Below are 18,726 nucleotides of genomic sequence, written 5' to 3'. Positions count from 1 at the left end.
CATCCAGTGTTATTTCTGGATAGTCGAGTTTATTCACCTTGCAGGATGTTCAAATGCAACCCAGTTATACAGCCGAGTCGACGCAATCGAAAGGTCAGGTTGTTCAGTGGCTATTTGTTGCGCTGATGATCTACCTATTGCTGGTCGCTGTCGGGATGATAGGTTCTGGCTTTAAGTGGGCTTCTGGTGGTGCTGATGGTGCCCGACAGTTATTTGCTTTTGCCACCAACCCGGTGATGGGGCTGGTGGCAGGTGCACTGGCAACCGCGGTTGTTCAGTCATCCAGTACCGTGACCTCGGTGATTGTTGGCCTTGTTGCCGGAGGTCTTCCGGTTGCCACCGCCATCCCGATGATTATGGGGGCCAATATTGGTACCACTGTGACCAATACGCTGGTCAGTATGGGCCACATCGGTAAGAAAAAAGAGTTTCGTCGTGCGTTTTCTGCGGCTACCGTTCATGACTTTTTCAATCTGATGGCGGTTATTATTTTTCTACCGCTGGAGATCATGACAGGGTTCCTGTCAAAGTCGTCTGATTTTCTGGCCGGACTGCTGGTTGGCGGCGACTCTGTCAGTATCAAAGGTTTGAACTTTGTTAAGGTGCTTACAGGGCCTGCTGTAGACCTGTTCAAGGGAGCCTATGGCTCTTTGCCAGACCTGTGGGCCGGTGTCTGCCTGGCGTTGACAGGGCTGGCTTTTATTTTTATCTCCATTATCTATCTTGGCAAACTGCTTAAGCATCTGATGGTGGGTAAAGCCAAGCAGATTATGCACAAAGCCGTTGGGCAGGGACCTGCTACGGGTATTTTCTCCGGCATGATGATGACCATTGCCGTTCAATCATCCTCAACCTGTACCAGTCTGATCGTACCTCTTGCCGGGAATGGCATCTTCAAGCTCAAGGAGATATATCCATTTACCCTGGGATCCAATATCGGCACTACGGTCACAGCCTTGCTGGCGGCGACAGCAGTCCAAGGAGCCATGGGATTCTTTGCTCTGCAGATAGCAGTTGTCCATCTGTTGTTTAATGTGTCAGCCGTACTGTTGATTTACAATCTTCCATTCCTTCGTAATATACCACCAAGGCTTGCCCGTCGTTTTGCCCTGGTGGCCAGCCGGAATAAATGGATGGTGCTGGCCTATGTGGTAGGTGTCTTTTTCATTCTACCTGCTATCCTGATCGCGATAACTGCCTGAGGAGGACATGATGACAACACTCAAGGAATACAAGGCTCACAAGAAGGAGTTAAAGGCTCAAATCAAAGAGGTCAAGGCAACCCTGAAACGCCTTGAGCAAGAGCTGGAGGCTGAGCGGCAGGATATGCAGCATGAAGAAGTCGATCATCTTGATGAGTACCTGGACAAGGCAGAGCCACACCTGGTGGATGTTAAAAAGCTGGGTGTTTCGGCCATTGAAGACTTTAAAAAGTCAGTGTCTAACCTGATGAGTTCGATAACAGGCTCCGGTAAAAAGTAGCGGGGCATGCCAATAGCCGTGAAAATAAAGCCAGTGATTATTTGCTGGCTTTATTTTTGACCTGATCAATAACCCCTGCCAAAGTAATTTATACATAAGTGTTCCCCCGAAAAAGTCCCATCCCTGAAGGAGAATTCCTGAGCGGGAAGTAGACAGACCGAAGGCTTCCCGTATTTACAGCACATGTCTTAGCAGCAGAAATGAAAGCATACCCAGGATGACGGTCAGTAATGTGTTCCTGGTCATCAGGGCAAGAAATACTACGATAATGCCGGCAATCAGATAATGGTTGCCCATGGACAGACTGAGCTGATCCTCACGAATAAAGACAATCGGTGCCGCAATGGCGGTCAGCACGGCGGGGGCGGAAAAACTCAATACCTGCTGAACCGTGTCACTGAGTTTGAGGGGGAGCCATGGCTCCATCAGGAGGAAGCGGCTGCCAAAAACCAGGGCCGCTACGATGAACAGAATAACCCAGGTATTCATTAGCTTTCTCCTCTGTCAGTGGCTTTGGCGCAGACAAAACCAGCCACCATGGCCAGGGGGGCTGAGATCAGCAGGCCGACCTGAATCTGCATGACCTGGCAAATGACCGATGTCACCAGCGCAGTGAGCACACAGACCAGTACCGGGGCATTTTTGATGCTAGGGATAACAAGGGCGATGAATGTGGCGGCAATGGCGAAATCCAGTCCGAGGGCATCAAGATTTTCAAAGCTTGCGCCAGCGATGATGCCGCCAAGGGTGGCAAGATTCCAGCCAAGATAAAAGCATAACCCTCCTCCCAGTGCGTACCAGCGGTCAAAGCGTTTCAGCTGACCGGGGTTGGCAATGGCGAACAGTTCATCGGTTAACAGGAAGCCCAGGGCGAGACGCCATTTGAGCGGCAGTGGGCTGATGTTCTTCCGCATCACCATGGAGTAAAGGAAGTGGCGGGAGGTAATAAGCAGGGCTGAAATCAGAATGCTGCCCAAACCCACGCCGGCCTGGATCATGCCCATAATGGCCAGCTGAACGGCACCGGCGAAAATAATGCCTGACAGTGCCTGGCTCTGAACCGGGTCAAAGCCCGACTCAATAGCCAGAGATCCGGTCAGGATACCCCAGGGCAGGACCGCGACAGTCAGCGGAATAATAGCTGCGGCACCCTTGAAAAAAGCCCTGACTTTTTCATCGTTGCTCGAGTGGTGAACAATTTCAGCCTGAGACATACAACACACTTCCTTAACAATTCATCCTCATAACTGAAGATTCTGGAATCTTACAATCTTGAACAGTTTAGACATTCGGTAAGAAGAATAGTTTGTGATGGTTGTAAAAAAGTCCATTCAAGGGGCGGAATACCGTGACACAGTAACCACTGTTTTCATTCTTGTTCGCCAGAGCAAGAGCATCGTACAAAAAACATCACCGGAGATGCAAGGCACAAGCTTCCCGCAGTAAGCGTGGATTCTGGCGTCAGCAGTTGCCTGCAACAGGTAGATAAGCCCTTGAATAAAGGGGAAATAGTTTTCTAGTAGGGAATGCTCGTACAGCCTCCCGGGAGGCTGTTCGGGAATAGACTCAAACCATCGAAGAGGGAGGAATATTATTGCCCGAGTGGAAGCCATATTGACGCCAGACTTTATCGGGGACATTGCCTGCGACCAACAGCTGGTGACATTCAGCGCGCCGGGGCTCCAGATAAGCTCTTAATATGCCAATCCGCATATATTTTTCAGAGCGCATGTGACGGTTGTTGACACGCTCTTCTTCCAGCGACTCCAACTCTTTTGCCGCCTGCCGGTAATCATGCAGAAAGCGCTGTTCCGGCGAACGCCAGAGGTAGGCTGCTGAACGCACCAGCCCCTTGGCGACACCATAACCTGCCAACATGATCATTCCCCCGGCAGTCCCCACTAATGCCCCCACCACCGCCGCTGGTGCGCAAATAGAGAGTGACGGTATCAGGGTAACCATGGAGAGACCCCCGGTCAGCGAAGCCATCAGCAAGACGCCGGATGTCAGCCCCACCAGACCACCCAACAGGCCACTGAGCAGCAGTCGCCGGGTGGTTACGCTGTCATTAACTGCCCTGATGACATTAGCACCAATGATTTTTATGGCGGATGCCAGTTTTTTTAATCGGGAGGGTGATTGTTCATTGACAAGATTGTAATCGCTCACCTTAATAGTGCGCTTTTCCAAGGGAACCTGGGCAATGTCGGTAAAATTATCCTGGGGAGTGGTTAAAGGCGGTACCACAACGACGCTGCCTGGCGAGTCAGTTGAAACTTGATCCGGGGGAAGCAAAGGCCCTTGGAAAGGGGGTAATACCTGTTGTGAGTCAAGATGAGGCAACGTCATCAGTCTTTCCCTGTTATGTTTTTATTACATATCAGTCTAGGAGACTTTCAGATTTTCCACTGACCGACTGCGTAAAAATCTGACAAACTCCTCGCCATTCAGGGAATACCTGCTGCGGTGGCATTCCATATCAGTTCCCGGTCAAAATGAAGTCCATCAACGGAATAGGACATTTTGACCCGATACTGTTCCCCGGCGACAAAACCTCCAATCGGAAAAACAGCGTGGAGATAACCATCAGGGCGATAGTAATTTTTAGAGGCGATTTCCTGCCATGAGCCATCGAGCATCAACTTTTGCAGCTCAAGCTCCCTGTAAAAATAAGAAAGTGGCCGATCAGCAATAAACATAAAACGTCCACGGCCAATATTGCTATTCAGGCCGATAGTTCCCCCTGGCTCAGGATACACCGTAAAATGTGGCTCAACCTGATCATGCCCCTTGAACCTTGCCCAGTAGTAATCCCATAACCTCGCAACACTGATCCCGGTATAATTGATGCCGCCAATGCCGTCCCGGTAGTTCTGCCGGAGCCATGGGTATAACCGGCTGTCCATAAGATTGCTGAACGGATTGACCAGCTGCCGCTCCCAAACGGCTGCTGCCACAATATTACCCTGTCCTTCTTCAAGGTGGCTAAGTTGTACTCTCGATTTCAGCAGTGGTTGCAGCGCCTGATAAACCACATCCAGCGGTGATACCGCAGTAGGATGCACATCGTAGGCTCCCTGGTAATCGTACAGGGCGTATTTGTCGACGATGGTATCCTTGGACGTGGCCAGATGATCCCCCCCACGCCCATCCACCTCGTCGGATAAACTCATCAATAAATTGTCATAAATTTCATCCTCAAAGCCATGAGCCACCATCCCCATAAAATGGGAAACCAGTTTTTTACACTCTGCCAGCTGCAGCTTGTCAGGAGGGCAGGTTTTCTGGACCCGGGAGAAATAGGAACGATGGAATTTCGACCAGTGGCTGATCTCGGCATAAGGATAACCATTCAGGTAACCACCGTCCGGTAGGCCAGAACCAATCACCCACTGCGCCTGGTACTCTTGCAGGATACTCCTCAACTCCGGGTCAGAGACCAACTCAACGGCCTTCTTGCTCATCTGGATATGGACGCTGTGACCGGCACTGAAAGCCTTGATGGCCAGGCAGAGACTGACCAGCAGGACCCATCTGACCCTTGACAATCTGTTCATGGGAACGCTCCTCAATATCGACTTATTAGTAGTTGTTATTATCGGTCGATGGAGTGCGATGATGATCTCTTCTGGCCCCTGAAGGAACGGCATTCCTGCGTGAGTATTTTTGCTTCAGCATCATAAACAAAATCGGCTTTGATAAATTTCCAACCCGAATTTTCCAGTGCTTTATTTGCTGCTTTTATCTTTTTCAGGCGTTCCTGTGTGAACTGTAAATCCTCGGGAATGCTATAATCATTGGCCTCTTTGTAAGTATCGTCTTCCTGTTGGTCAGACAGGCTGGCTTTATTGATCAGTTCATCAATTTTTGTACTGAGCTCGGCTTCTCTGCTTTTCAGTCTCCTGTGTTGGTGATCTGACAGCACTTACCGGCAGAGTCTGGTGGTCAGGTCAGCTGTAAACCCGGTATACCTGAGGTTCCCCATGGAGTTAAACGAAATACGTTCCCGCCTGGCTGATTTGAAAACATCCCATCTTGCGGATGCTGACCAGCGTCTGAGAGTGATGAACTCGGCAATAAGACCGCTTCAGACGGGGCTTAAGCTGATCGGATCTGCCTATACCGTGAACTGTCATAATGACTTTCTCACGGTGATCAAGTCAATTCAGGAAGCCCAATCCGGGGATGTTATGGTTATTGAGACCCAGGGCAGTGTATTAGCCGTGGCAGGGGAGCTGTTATCAACGGAAGCGATGCGCAAAGGGGTTGCCGGTTTTGTTATTGACGGGGCCTTTCGTGATACGGCATCGGTAAGAGCAATGAATTTCCCGGTTTATGCACACACGTTTACCCCAATGTCAGGCACGTCAAAACGGATATTTCATACCCGGGAGGTTGTTGAGTGTGGCGGTGTAGAGGTTCGTCCGGGTGAGATTATCTTCGGTGATGATGATGGGGTACTGGTTTTATCTTTGGAAGAAGCAGCACATTTGATTCCTGTCGCTGAAGAGATTAAGGCCAGAGATGAACGGGTACTTGCCAGGCTTCAGGAGGGGGTTTCACTGTATGACCTGATCAATTTCGATGAACACTGGCAAAAAATAGAGGCCGGTGAAAAAAGTGAACTGACATTTACGGTCGACCAGGGGTGAAGTGCAACCAGTGCATAACTCACTTCAAGGCGGAATATTGCCTGAGCGGCTTGCTGCTGGTTGGAACAATGCAGCTCTGAATCGGATGAGTTGCTGTTTAACCGGGAAAATGCCTTCCTTAAATCTGTACTTTACTCCAGCGCCGTGAGCGCCAGACAACCAGGAAGCTGACGGAGGTAATCATTCTCTGCAGTATGGGTACTGACCAGACGGCGGTAAGTCCAAACCCCAGAACAGGGCCTATAAGCCAGCACAGCGGCAACAGAATCAGCCACTGTGCAACAAATCGGATATAGAGCACCGTTCGGTTGGCACCCGCTCCCAGTAAAGCCTGAATAAAGACCAGGGAGGGCGCATCCAGAACAATGCCTATGCCGGTTAACTGCATCGGGATTGAGCCCATTGCCAGTAGTGAAGGGTCATGGAGAAAGAGCGACAGCACAGCCTCCGGGGTAAAAATCAACGGCAGGCTCAGTACCAGTAACACGGCGCTGGCTGTATACATGACTTCCTGCCCCCAGCGCCAGGCAACCTCTGGCTCCCGGGCTCCCAGACTCTGGCTGACCAGGGTATTGGCAGCCATGCCCAGACCCAGACCCGGCAGTATCAGCATCAGGGAGGTATTCATCAACACATGGGCGATGGCCATTTCACGGATACCTAATTGGGCAACAATGGCAAACAGCATCATCATGCCAAGGGCAAACAGGGTCTGTTGCAGGGAGTCAGGAATCGCCAGAAGAACCAGGCGCTTTAAGGCCGGCCAATTTCTCCAGTGCGTCAGGAATCCGAATTTTCTGGCTCGCTTATTCAGTATCCGGAAATTAAGCAAGGCTCCCAGGTACATGGACAGCAAGGTTCCCAGGGCCGCTCCCTGCACGCCCAGGGCAGGCAGGCCAAGCTTTCCGTAGATCAGGATAAAGCTGAAGATCACATTGCAAATATGGGTGCAGACCAGCAGTTTCAGAAAACCGTTTGGCTCACCAATGCCGTTCCAGAAACCTCGAAATGAGAGGTTCATGGCGGCTGCGGTAAGGGCCATGACCCGAATCTGAAAATAGTCCGTTGCGTCCCCTTTAAAGGTGGGAGATCCCTGATCAAATAACGCCAGCAACCAGGGGGAAGTGATGACCAGGATAATACTGACTGGCATGGCAAAGCAGAAGGCAATGATCAGTCCATGATTGGTTGGCATGGCACATTCATCAAAACGGCCTGCACCAACACGGCGGGCAACCTGAGCCTGGACAGCCGCTGAAAGGCCGGTCATCAACGATAGCGCTACAAAATTCGCATAGCTGCCAGCACCCACAGCGGCAAGGGCACCTTCTCCCAGGGGACCCACCAGTGCGGCATCAACAAGGTTGATCATGCTCTGGGAGAGCATGGCCAGCATGATGGGTACGCCTAACTGAAAAATGGTGGCAAGCCTTTGCTTCATTAAGCTAAATATCTCCAGCATTTATGAACTATCGGGCAAAAAAAAGTCCAATAAAAAACCGCACAGAAACCTGAAATTATTATGAACATAACATCATCAAAACCGCTATGTGTACAGGATTTACAAGAAGCCATTGCCGATGTTGCCAATAAACCATTGGTCACCAGTCATTTTGAACGCAAAAACACGGTATCCTTGTTCAGATCTATACAAGACAGAACGATCACTGGCATTAGAATATCAGGTTCTGTGTCCGATAATCTGCAGTTTTTATCAACACTTGAAAACCGACAACTATTAACCACAGCTGAGGTCATGGCATTGTCACGGGCTGTTGTCAATGGAGAGTGCATTATTAGCCCGGAACAGTGCAAATTTCCCCTGAGTATTAACCTGTTAAGATGGCTCAGTGGGTTCCTGCGGATTATGGAGCGATCGCCGTTAGTGAAAATGGCCGTTGAGAAAATTATCATTGATGCTCCGGTTCATTCAGCCGTTGATTTTTTAATGTCTGAAATGCCGAATGAAAATAAGGATAACGTGGAAGATTTCCTCAAAATAAATGTTATGACCAGTATGCTGAAGTCACACAGCCAAATGAAGTCGGTGAAGGACCAGTGTGATAAATATATCTCTGAAAATCAAAGCTCAATGACTGATGAAGAAAAGAAGCTCTATCTCTATGGGCTATTGTTACCCTTTTGGGATGATTGGGAAGAAGATAATCAAAGTTCTTTATTGGCACGGAATCAGTTTTTCAAACTTAATTTTTCGTTCCATTACGAACATATGATTAACGTTATTAATCAACTTGATGAGAATATACAATACTCAAGCTGTATGCATGAACGAATTGATCGACTGGGTATCAACAAAGTTTTAATACTGAAAAAAGAATTCTGTGAATTGGTAAGATCGGTCGCATTCCAGCGCTTGCCTGATGAGAATATCCCTTGTCTGGATGATATGGAATTAAACAAACTGTTTGACACAAGAGCACTGCTGGATAGAAGTTATGCAGAGTTCACTAAATACCAGACTGTTGGAAGGGTACGTATGGAAAAAAGTCCGATTGTTCCAATGGCTCTGGCAGAAAAGGATTTAGAACATTTGTACGTTAACTACATGGGCATTCATCTTGAATTAGATTTAGGCGATAAAAGGCGGGCTAATCTGGTGAATTTTATTGGCTTGAATAGTAGATGTTATTCAGCGTTGGGTTCCCGGTTCAATAGTATTAACAAGTATATAGGGGATGTTTACCATAACAAATATGTTGAGCTTTGCTATACAGCATTTCAAGACTGGTTCAGGGATCATAAGACCACAAAGTTAGAAACTATGAGTTGCTTTCATCAATTGTGGTGTGATGATTATTCAAAAATGAATGATATAAAATGGTTTGTATCAATAATCGCCCGGGCTGGATTGATGCCGGGTAATTGTATCTGGTTCTCTGATAACCCGTCGTTGATCTGCCCTGAGTGTCATTTTAAAGAAAATCTCAAAAAAGTCGAAAAGTCCGGGCTGAGTAACATACCAGAAACAATCAGGCAGTTCGCATCAGAGTTGATACGTCTGTTGCAACATCACAGTGAGCGTGATTGTCATTTGGCGCAGAGTATAGATCCTCAACGATTGTGGAATGAAAAGTATGAGGGCAAACTGCCCTCCGGTTACTTTTGAGACATTGAAATGTGCAATTTATTTTGGAAATACCCCTTATCAGGTCTAGCAGACAAGATTGGGGTGGATCCAGCCTTCAGCTTCTTTTAAAGACCAGCCTTTACGTTCAGCGTATACTTCCAACTGGTCTTTATCGATTGATCTGGTTGGCAGGCCAGAAGCCTATGGTTCCCCGGGTACTGATCAACTTTTCGTTGACCAGTTTATCCAGCATATATGAACTATCAGTATAAAAAAGAGTCCAAAATCGGCGGTTGATCAAAAAATAAAAACAGGTATTGGATTATTATGGATACAACATCATCTAACCCAATATATTTACAGGATTTACACAGAGCCACTCCCGATGTTGCCAATAAACCATTGGTCAACAGTCAGCTCGAACGCAAATGCAATGGGGTGTCCTTTTTTAAATCTATTCAAGACAGGGCTATCACGGGCTACGAAATACCCGGTTCTGTGGCTGATAGCCTCCGATTTTTATCCACCCTCCAAAGCCGACAACTATTTACCCCTGTTGAGGTTTCGGCATTGTCACGGGCTGTTCTCAGGCAGGAGTGCGTTATTAGCCCGGAGCAGTGCAAGTTTCCCCTGAGTATTAACCTGTTAAGATGGCTCAGCGGATATCTGCGGATTATGGAGAGATCACCGTCAGTGAAGCAGGCCGTTGAGAAAATCATCACTGAAGCTCCGGTTCAATCAGAACCTGAATGCGTATTACCAGAGCTCAGCCTGCCACAGTTATACGACGAACTGAGTTCAGTGAAGGCTCAATGTGATGAATATATTACTGAAAATCAAAGCTCAAAAATGCTGACTGAGAGAACAAGGAGGCTCTATCTCCAAAGGTTATTGATACCCTTTAAGGGTACATTGATAAAATATTCCATAACGTCAAGACACCTGACCTGCACGAACCTGAATATTTGCTTTGACGAATGCAGTTTTGCAAAAATTTATGACAATCTGAAGAAAATGATTGGTGGACTTAAAGAGGCTATCCAGTATTCAACATGTATGCATGAGCGCATTGATCGATTGGCTATCAACAAAGTTTTAATCGTAAAAAAAGAATTCTGTGAACTGGTAAAGTTGATCGCATTCCAGCGCTTGCCTGATGAGAATATCCCCTGTCTGGATGATATGGAAATAAACAAGCTGTTTGAAACAGTGGCACTTCGCGATAGCAGTTATGCAGAGTTTATCAAATGCACAACTGTTAATTATTTATATACTTCGCAAGGGGATGATATTCCAATGGACATATCACAAAAGGACTTGCAACATTTGCACATTAACTACCTGGGCGCACACCTTGAGTTAGATTTTGAATATCAAAACCCGGGGGATCTGGTGGATTTTATCGGCAGTGAACGTTATTCAGTGTTGGGTTCCCGGTTCAATAGTGATGATAAGCGTATAGGGGACGTTTACCTTAAACAATCTTTTGAGTGGTGCTACGCGGCATTTCAAGACTGGTTTAAGGGTAAAAAAGTTGATATCGATTATTTTGTAACTGATATATTCCTTCATAAATTGTGGCATCATGATTATTCAAAAGTGGGTGATATAACATGGCTGGTATCGGTAATCGCCCGGGCTGGACTGGTGCCAGGTGATGATCTCGGTTTCTCCTATTACCCGTCATTGACCTGCCCTGCCTGTGGTTTTTCCGAAAATGTCAAAAAAGTCGAAAAGCCAGCTCTGAGTGACATGCCAGAAGCAATCAGGCAATTCGCATCGGAGCTGATACATCTGCTACAACATCACAGGAAGCGTGATTGTCATTTTGCCAGGAGTGTAGATCCTCAACGATTGTGGAATGAAAAGTATGAGGGCAAGCTGCCCTCCGGTTACCAGGTCTAATTGGCTAGGAGGCTGACCGAGAATAGCGCCCGTAGCGAGGATGGCAGAAAATTGAGGATAAAAAGTCGGAAATTTTTAGTGAATAGTGGTTCTATTTGCTAAAAATTTCCGACTTTTTAGACCAATTTGCTGCCACCGCAGTAGGGCAGTCTATTCTCGGTCAGCCTCCTAGATTGGGGCGAAGCCAGCGTTCCGCTTCTGCTAAAGACCAGCCTTTACGTTCAGCATATACTTCCAACTGGTCTTTATCGATTTTACCCAGGCCGAAATATCTCGCTTCAGGATGGGAGAAATACCAGCCACTGACACTGGCCGCAGGCATCATGGCAAAGTGTTCAGTGAGTGACACGCCGGCATTTTCTTCACCGTTCAATAGAGCGAACAATGCCGTTTTCTCCGTATGGTCCGGGCAGGCCGGGTAGCCGGGCGCTGGACGAATACCGGCGTATTTCTCCCTGATCAGCTCTTCATTACTGAGCTGCTCATTGGAGGCATAACCCCAGTACTCCTTGCGCACTTTTTCATGCATACATTCAGCAAACGCTTCGGCAAAACGGTCTGCCAGCGCTTTCACCATAATGCTGTTGTAGTCATCACCGGCTTGTTCATATTGCCTGGCCAGTTGGTCTGCACCAATACCTGCCGTTACCACAAAACCGCCCACATAGTCTGGCAGGACTGATGATTCCGGGGCCACAAAGTCAGACAAGCTGTAATTGGGCTTATCCTCCGGTTTTGGTGCCTGCTGACGGAGGTGATGCAGGATTGTTTTGATGTGGCTTCTTTTTTCATCCTGATAGATGGCCAGGTCATCGTGATTGATCTGGTTGGCGGGCCAGAAACCAATGGCTGCCCGGGCACGGATCAACTTTTCGTTGACCAGTTTATCCAGCATCTGCCGTGCATCGTGATACAGGTTGGTGGCTGCTTCGCCGACCACTTCATCTTTAAGAATGGCGGGAAACTTACCGGCCAGATCCCAGGTCATAAAGAACGGAGTCCAGTCGATGTAATTGACCAGTTCTTCCAGCGGGAAGTCATCGAACACTTTAACGCCGGTAAACGTCGGAACCGGTGGCTGGTATCGGGACCAGTCCGGTTTGAAGGCGTTATCCAGGGCTTCCTGATAAGTGAGCAGTGCCCGTTTGTTGCTCCGTTTTCCGTGACGGATCCGGATTTTTTCATACTCGGAGCGGGTCTCTGTCACCAGAGCGGGCTTTAATGAATCACTCATCAGCCGGGTTGAAATCCCCACACTGCGGGAGGCATCGGTGACATAGATGGCAAGATCATCCTGGAACTGCGGCTCAATTTTTACCGCCGTATGGGCCCGTGATGTGGTCGCTCCACCAATCATCAGTGGGCGTCTGATGCCCTGACGCTGCATTTCACTGGCCACATAAACCATTTCATCCAGTGATGGGGTGATCAGACCGCTGAGCCCGATAATATCAACGTCTTCTTCCACTGCGGTTTTCAGAATGGTTTCGCAGGGAACCATGACCCCAAGGTCAATAACCTCAAAGTTGTTACAGGCCAGAACGACACCGACAATGTTTTTACCAATGTCGTGTACATCACCTTTGACCGTCGCCAGCAGAATCTTGCCATTGGATCGCGCACTCTCGCCTTTCTCTTCTTCGATAAAAGGGACCAGGTGAGCAACCGCCTGTTTCATCACCCGGGCACTCTTCACCACCTGGGGCAGAAACATTTTACCCTCACCAAACAGGTCGCCCACCACGTTCATGCCATCCATCAGTGGGCCTTCAATCACTTCAATAGGACGGCTGGCGGCCAGTCTTGCCGCTTCAGTATCGTCAACAATCCAGGTGGTAATGCCTTTGACCAGTGCATGTTCCAGCCGTTTGTTAACAGGCCATTCCCGCCAGGCCAGATCTTCCTCTTTTTTGCCGGAAGAACCACCTTCCCGATATTGGTCTGCAATGGCCAGCAGCGCTTCAGTCCCATTCGCTGAGCGGTTGAGGATGACGTCTTCAACCTTGTCTTTCAGCTCCGGGGGAATTTCTTCATAGATCTCCAGCTGTCCGGCATTGACAATGCCCATGGTCAGTCCGGCCTTGATGGCGTGGTAGAGAAAGACCCCATGAATGGCTTCCCGAACCGGGTTGTTCCCCCGGAAAGAGAAAGAGACATTACTGACCCCACCGGAACTCATGGCGTGGGGCAGATTCTCGCGAATGTATTGCACCGCATTGATGAAATCCACCGCATAGTTATTGTGCTCATCAATACCGGTGGCCACAGCAAAAATATTGGGGTCAAAAATAATATCCTGGGGCGGGAAGCCGACGTCATTGACCAGAATGTTGTACGACCGCTGACATATTTCTATTTTCCTGGCTTCGGTATCCGCCTGACCCTGCTCATCAAACGCCATAACCACAACGGCGGCCCCATAATTGCGGCAAAGACGGGCCTGACGGCGGAAAATATCTTCACCTTCCTTCAGGCTGATGGAGTTGACAATGCCCTTGCCCTGAATGCATTGCAGCCCGGCTTCGATGACCTCCCACTTGGAGGAGTCGACCATGATCGGGACCCGGGAAATATCCGGTTCAGAGGCCACCAGATTCAGGAATGTAGTCATGGCGCTTTTGGCATCCAGCATCCCTTCATCCATGTTGATGTCGATAATCTGGGCACCGTTTTCCACCTGGTCACGGGCAACATCCAGAGCCGTATCGTAATCTTCTTCGATGATTAAACGTTTGAAGCGGGCGGAACCGGTGACGTTACAGCGCTCACCGACATTGACGAACAATGAGTCCCGATCAATGGTAAATGGCTCCAGACCACTTAAACGACAGGCCACCGGAATGGTTGGCATGACTCGTCGGGGAATATCAGCAACCTTGTCGGCAATGGCTTTAATGTGTGCCGGTGTGGTACCACAGCAGCCACCAATAATATTGACCAGGCCGGATTGGGCAAACCCGGCAACAATCTCTGCCATCTCATCGGGACTCTGGTCATATTCACCAAACGCGTTGGGCAGACCGGCATTGGGGTGAGCACTGGTCCAGGTACCTGCGCAGTTGGACAGTTCTTCAAGATAGGGGCGTAACTCACTGGCACCCAGGGCACAATTCAGACCAACGGACAGTGGCCGGGCATGTTCGACCGAATTCCAGAAGGCTTCTGTCGTTTGACCTGACAGGGTGCGACCGGAAGCATCGGTAATAGTGCCGGAAATCATGATCGGCAAGGCAAAGCCCAGCTGGTCGAACAGGTCTCGCAGCGCATAGATGGCCGCTTTGGCGTTCAAGGTGTCAAAAATGGTCTCTATCAGCAGGATATCAGCGCCGCCTTCAATCAATGCTTTGGCGGCCAGCTGATAGGCGTTCACCAGTTCGTTGAAACTGGTATTTCGATAGCCGGGATTGTTGACATCAGGGGAGATGGAAGCGGTTCTGTTGGTTGGGCCAAGAACACCAGCGACAAAACGGGGTTTATCCGGGTTGGCCCGGGTAAATTCATCGGCCACTTCCCGGGCAAGAAGGGCTGCCTGGTGATTAATTTCCGGTACCAGATCTTCCATCTGGTAATCTGCCATGGCGATGGTGGTGGCATTAAAGGTGTTGGTTTCCAGAATATCAGCACCGGCTGCAAGATACTCCCGGTGGATCTGTTGAATAATGTCCGGACGGGTCAATACCAGAAGATCATTGTTGCCTTTCACATCGCAGGCATGGCTGGCAAAGCGTTCGCCACGGTAGTCCACTTCCTCCAGCTTATAGTCCTGAATCATGGTGCCCATGGCACCATCAAGGATCAGAATGCGTTTTTCCAGCAGTTGTGTCAGGTCAGAGAGGGCTTTTTTTTGGTGTGGCGTAGCTTGCAGCATAGATAGCAGACCAATGTTATTTTTTCTAGCGGGCATAGTACCAGAACTTGGCTCCCGGATGCCTCTGGTTTCTGTTGGGTCAGGAAGAAGTGTAAGTGTATGGGTTCTGTAAATAAACGACCCATGGTACCAACATAGTGAAACCTTCTTTCATCGAGGGTATCCAATTGTTATGAAAAAATAGTTAAGCAGGAGGTAAATCATGGAGCCAATGAGTAGCAGCCACACCCGGATAAGGCTTAACTCCGGGGATGGGAAGATGTGTTCTGATACACGACCGTTGATGGTTACTCCAACAAGTGATCAAGCGCTGACTGATGCAGCCGCGATCAGAGATGGTCATGGGAAGAGCTTTGTTAACAGGGAGGTTCGTGTAATTGAAGTGTCCGAACAGTTTCATGGAGTCAGTACAGGTGCTCTATTGAAACCGAGCCAGAGTGAAACGGTTCAGGTAGCGCTATGTGAAGGTGCGCCACAGGAAATTAAACCGCAGAGTGTCGAACATGTTGAACAAAAAAAAGTTCTGGACCCGGAGATGTTGACCCGGCAGCTTGATGAAATAGAAACACAGATCATTGAACTCACCGGTGTTCATGGTGAGATACCACAAAAGGAATTGATGAGATTTAAGTTAGCTGCACTGTATATCCAGGAGAATATTCTCACAAGAATGTTGTACGGCATGGCAAGTCAGGAGGAAGCATTCAGTAAGTTGGAATCGCTTGGAGACTTATTACCACAGTCATCAAATGGTGCTGCTCTCATGAGGGTGCTGGATTTATGGTGGCTTCCCGGTAACGCGAAATACTTTCCTGAAACAACCACTATTTCTTTAAAGAGGCTTAATTCTGTTAGTGAGTATTTGGAGACAGCTCTCGGGGATTTGAATACAGTTGACGAGCCTTTTGACAAAGGCCGGTTGCTTTTTAACGACGAGTTGAAAAAAAAGCTGATCCCATCAGAAGGAAGCAGTGATAACAGCACTGCAAGTTCTCTTACTTCAGAATGTTTTAGTGAAAAAGAGTTTAAAGAGGTCTTGGGCAGACTTCTTAAAAAAGGGGGCAATGAATGTTTTACGGCCAGTCAGAATAGATCTCAAGTGCATGGCTCTGCTTTAAGTGATGTAGAGGATAATCCCTGCAGGGATGAATCGGAAGGCGTAAAAAGTAATAGTATTAAGAGGGAGTTATTAGAACAGTCATCCAAAGCTATGAAGTCTGACTTCAGTTTGACCAAGCTTGATAAATTAGTGGTTATTTTCCACCATCTTTACCAAATACATAACAATAAAATGTATATTGAATCACTTAATCTTACCAATATTGATGTTCTTGAAAATTATTTTAACGAGCTTTTATTGGAAACAGAGTTATCCATTTATGAGAAAGAGATTGCCTGGTTTGCTTTTCTACAATCATTAGGACATTTTTACTACAAGATAGCTATGGAGTGCACAGTCAGTTACTGTGCTGGAAATAGTAATTATGTAAAAACAGCTCATTATAATAAGGCAATAACTTACAATGCCAGGCTTCATAAAATGGCGATGGCAAGTATTAAAAGTGATGTTTGTCAGAGTGCTGACTTTTGGGTTTTAAGCCTGCTCGGTTCAGGGTTTCTGATGAATTATCGCTGGACATCCAGAGACAGGGCTCAATTAACCTCTCTAAGCATGGCGGTGGCGAGAAGCCCTAAACAGGAATCGGAGATTGCACTGGCAAAATATACCTGTTTTTCTATCGCAGAAGTTCTGGAGGATGTTGGAGCGTACAGAAGTGTTGCTGATAATTCTGAAAAATACAATACCTTTGCACTATTAACCATGCTTTGGAATGATCTTGGGTTTTCCCGTTGGCCATACTCAAACACCTTGAATCCGGAAAAAGCGCTTGAATATCTGGAATTCATTCGATATGAAATAGCCAGTAATGATAATCAAAGTGCCGAATTGTTGAAGCAATCCATGGATATTGCCTGTGAATTTAATAAATTGATGCAGGGGTCGACGCCGATTTCACAGCTGTATTCTGAAAGAATCGCCCTGTATTACTTTATGCGGAATGATCCTCAAAAGGCATCGGAACTTCTTAAGTTTACCAAGGGTAAAAGCAAATCGCTTTATTTTGGGCTTTGCATGGCATCAAAGGGTGAATACCTGTTTGCCATTCAGTTTATTGAAAAGGATAAAATTAAAGATGCTTGTATTAAAGCACTGTTAGGTATTCTGTGCGAAAGGCATGCCAGCTCTAAGAACGAATCATCTGAAGAATATAATGAATTGCTCACAAAAGCAGAGCTTAATTATCGGGCCGTGATTGGCTCACGGCCTGAAATGAATAAATATTTAGCCATGTTGATTGAAAAACGAGGGCATCTGTCAGACTCGCTAAAACACTGGAAAGCTTACCGCTGTTTTTTACATGATCAGGAAGATAAAAGTAATATAAGGTCGGTAAGGTTTAAAATTCCCATGGAGATTAAACTGGTTGGTGAAAAAATTCTGGAGTTGGAGAGCCTGATAGGGGGAATTAAATCTGAGAAAAAGGCCGAGTCACTATTGGGTGATGATAAATCTTATGGCCAGGGAACTGTGGAAAAGAAGCCTGAACGTCAACCTGCCAGGAAAAGGAAAGGCAAGAAAAAGAGCCAACCTGCTGCCGATAGGAAACCGGCTTGCCAGGAACAAAAGCCAGCAGACATCCACAGCGAAAAGCGTTGTTCTATTCAAGTGCCGAATCCCGGGGCTGAGCTACATCTTACCAGTGGATCAGAGTTTGAGGGACAAACCGATCCTCAACACCATTATCAACAGGGCCTGAACGAAAACCAATGGCAGCTGGTCACTGGGAAGTCTGACCCGTTTCGGCTTGTTGTGAATCAAGGGGTTAAAATTCCTGTTTGCTTTTCAATAAAAGAAGTCGAGCGTCACTGGGGAAATACCCGCAATTTGAGAAATGTTTTAACCAATCGGCTACTCTTCCTTGACATTGGCCGGGGAGATTATGATGGGGTTTTGGGACTCATTGATCAATATGTGGGCAAAACTGACAATCCGGTAGCACAGTTACACTTCATACAAAATAGAGAGTGGCTGTTGAGATGTAAGAGTTTTGATAACCGTGCACTTTATGTCCATTGTCGTCGTTCTGGGCAAACGATCCAGGCATTAAAGGCAGAGTTACGGTTATCTATTTTGCAGTGTGTGCGGGAACAGGTGGAGTCTGTTTTTCAGCATGCGTTTCAGTGCTTACCTACACCTCTGTGGTTCAGTAATCCCGAGTTGTTGAAAAAGGACATGAAATACCTGATAGATCACGTTCATCCTGAATTTTGTGTACAGGTTGGCGCTCAATTTTCAACAGCGGCCCATGTAATGAAAGATATTCACTGGGAGTTTACCTGCCAGAGGGTAACCGACCAGACATGTCGCTCACTGTATGGCCACTCCCCCGGGGACTATGCCAATTTGGCTGAAAAGTTCTATAACTTTCGTGATTTTATTGATCCTCAACATCTTTCGGACATTATTTAGCCCGGATGGCGACGCCGTTTTCCCGACAGGCTCCCAGGGTATCTATTGATCAATATAAATAAACAGGCGACAGATTATGGACCCAATAAGTAGCAGCCACAGCCCGGTAAGGCACAGCTCTGAGGGCGGGGAGGTGTGTTCTGATACACAACCGTTGGAAGTTACACCAACAGTATTGGTCGGTGAAAAAGCCCTGAAG

13 protein-coding genes are annotated in these 18,726 nt (G+C 47.6%); 6 read left to right on the top strand and 7 right to left on the bottom strand.

Going from position 1 to position 18,726, the window contains the following annotated elements:
- Nucleotides 1–53 precede the first annotated feature (53 nt).
- Together ACO6UX_RS12875 and ACO6UX_RS12870 are read left to right on the top strand one after the other, a co-directional pair.
- Nucleotides 54–1,202 carry a Na/Pi symporter gene (locus ACO6UX_RS12875; RefSeq protein WP_422448182.1) on the top strand — a complete coding sequence of 383 codons (1,149 nt, stop codon included), beginning with the start codon at nt 54–56 and terminating at the stop codon, nt 1,200–1,202.
- Between the two features lie 7 nt (nt 1,203–1,209).
- Nucleotides 1,210–1,482: a hypothetical protein gene (locus tag ACO6UX_RS12870; protein ID WP_269674107.1), complete on the top strand. Its 273-nt coding sequence runs from the start codon at nt 1,210–1,212 to the stop codon at nt 1,480–1,482.
- Nucleotides 1,483–1,656: 174 nt separating this feature from the next.
- Here the strand turns inward: ACO6UX_RS12870 and ACO6UX_RS12865 are convergent, their stop codons facing one another.
- From ACO6UX_RS12865 to ACO6UX_RS12845, 5 genes are all read right to left on the bottom strand, one after another.
- Complete coding sequence (locus ACO6UX_RS12865; RefSeq protein WP_422448180.1) at nt 1,657–1,971, bottom strand: AzlD domain-containing protein; 315 nt, start codon at nt 1,969–1,971, stop codon at nt 1,657–1,659.
- Complete coding sequence (locus tag ACO6UX_RS12860) at nt 1,971–2,696, bottom strand: AzlC family ABC transporter permease (RefSeq protein ID WP_422448178.1); 726 nt, start codon at nt 2,694–2,696, stop codon at nt 1,971–1,973. Before ACO6UX_RS12860 ends, ACO6UX_RS12865 begins: the two co-directional genes overlap by 1 nt.
- Nucleotides 2,697–3,048: 352 nt before the next feature.
- Nucleotides 3,049–3,831 (bottom strand): hypothetical protein, encoded by a 783-nt coding sequence (locus ACO6UX_RS12855; protein WP_422448176.1) that lies wholly within the window; start codon nt 3,829–3,831, stop codon nt 3,049–3,051.
- A 98-nt stretch (nt 3,832–3,929) separates the two neighbouring features.
- Nucleotides 3,930–5,039, bottom strand: a complete 1,110-nt coding sequence (locus ACO6UX_RS12850) for a hypothetical protein (RefSeq protein ID WP_422448174.1) — start codon at nt 5,037–5,039, stop codon at nt 3,930–3,932.
- A 38-nt stretch (nt 5,040–5,077) separates the two neighbouring features.
- On the bottom strand, nt 5,078–5,407 hold the full coding sequence (locus ACO6UX_RS12845; RefSeq protein ID WP_422448172.1) for a hypothetical protein: 330 nt from the start codon (nt 5,405–5,407) through the stop codon (nt 5,078–5,080).
- Between the two features lie 58 nt (nt 5,408–5,465).
- On the opposite strand from ACO6UX_RS12845, the gene ACO6UX_RS12840 reads away from it, so the two are divergent.
- A complete protein-coding gene (locus ACO6UX_RS12840; RefSeq protein WP_422448170.1) occupies nt 5,466–6,134 on the top strand; it encodes an RraA family protein in 669 nt (222 codons plus the stop codon).
- A 118-nt stretch (nt 6,135–6,252) separates the two neighbouring features.
- Here ACO6UX_RS12840 and ACO6UX_RS12835 read toward each other — a convergent pair whose 3' ends face one another.
- Nucleotides 6,253–7,575 carry an MATE family efflux transporter gene (locus ACO6UX_RS12835; RefSeq protein ID WP_422448168.1) on the bottom strand — a complete coding sequence of 441 codons (1,323 nt, stop codon included), beginning with the start codon at nt 7,573–7,575 and terminating at the stop codon, nt 6,253–6,255.
- A gap of 81 nt (nt 7,576–7,656) precedes the next feature.
- Here ACO6UX_RS12835 and ACO6UX_RS12830 point away from each other — a divergent pair, with 81 nt between their 5' ends.
- Nucleotides 7,657–9,261: a hypothetical protein gene (locus ACO6UX_RS12830; RefSeq protein ID WP_422448166.1), complete on the top strand. Its 1,605-nt coding sequence runs from the start codon at nt 7,657–7,659 to the stop codon at nt 9,259–9,261.
- A gap of 288 nt (nt 9,262–9,549) precedes the next feature.
- Nucleotides 9,550–11,127 carry a hypothetical protein gene (locus tag ACO6UX_RS12825; protein ID WP_422448164.1) on the top strand — a complete coding sequence of 526 codons (1,578 nt, stop codon included), beginning with the start codon at nt 9,550–9,552 and terminating at the stop codon, nt 11,125–11,127.
- 160 nt (nt 11,128–11,287) lie between these two features.
- Here the strand turns inward: ACO6UX_RS12825 and metH are convergent, their stop codons facing one another.
- Entirely contained in the window at nt 11,288–14,995 is a 3,708-nt protein-coding gene (metH, locus tag ACO6UX_RS12820; RefSeq protein ID WP_422449552.1) for a methionine synthase, read from the bottom strand.
- 283 nt (nt 14,996–15,278) lie between these two features.
- Between metH and ACO6UX_RS12815 the strand changes: the two genes are divergently transcribed.
- Complete coding sequence (locus ACO6UX_RS12815; protein ID WP_422448162.1) at nt 15,279–18,527, top strand: hypothetical protein; 3,249 nt, start codon at nt 15,279–15,281, stop codon at nt 18,525–18,527.
- The last annotated feature ends 199 nt before the right edge of the window (nt 18,528–18,726 follow it).

Origin of the sequence: Endozoicomonas sp. ALB091, assembly GCF_049310265.1 — a bacterium.
In the GTDB taxonomy this organism is placed as follows: Bacteria; Pseudomonadota; Gammaproteobacteria; order Pseudomonadales; family Endozoicomonadaceae; genus Endozoicomonas.
The sequence above is the reverse complement of the archived record's forward strand: the minus strand, read 5'-3'. Positions and strand labels throughout refer to the sequence as shown.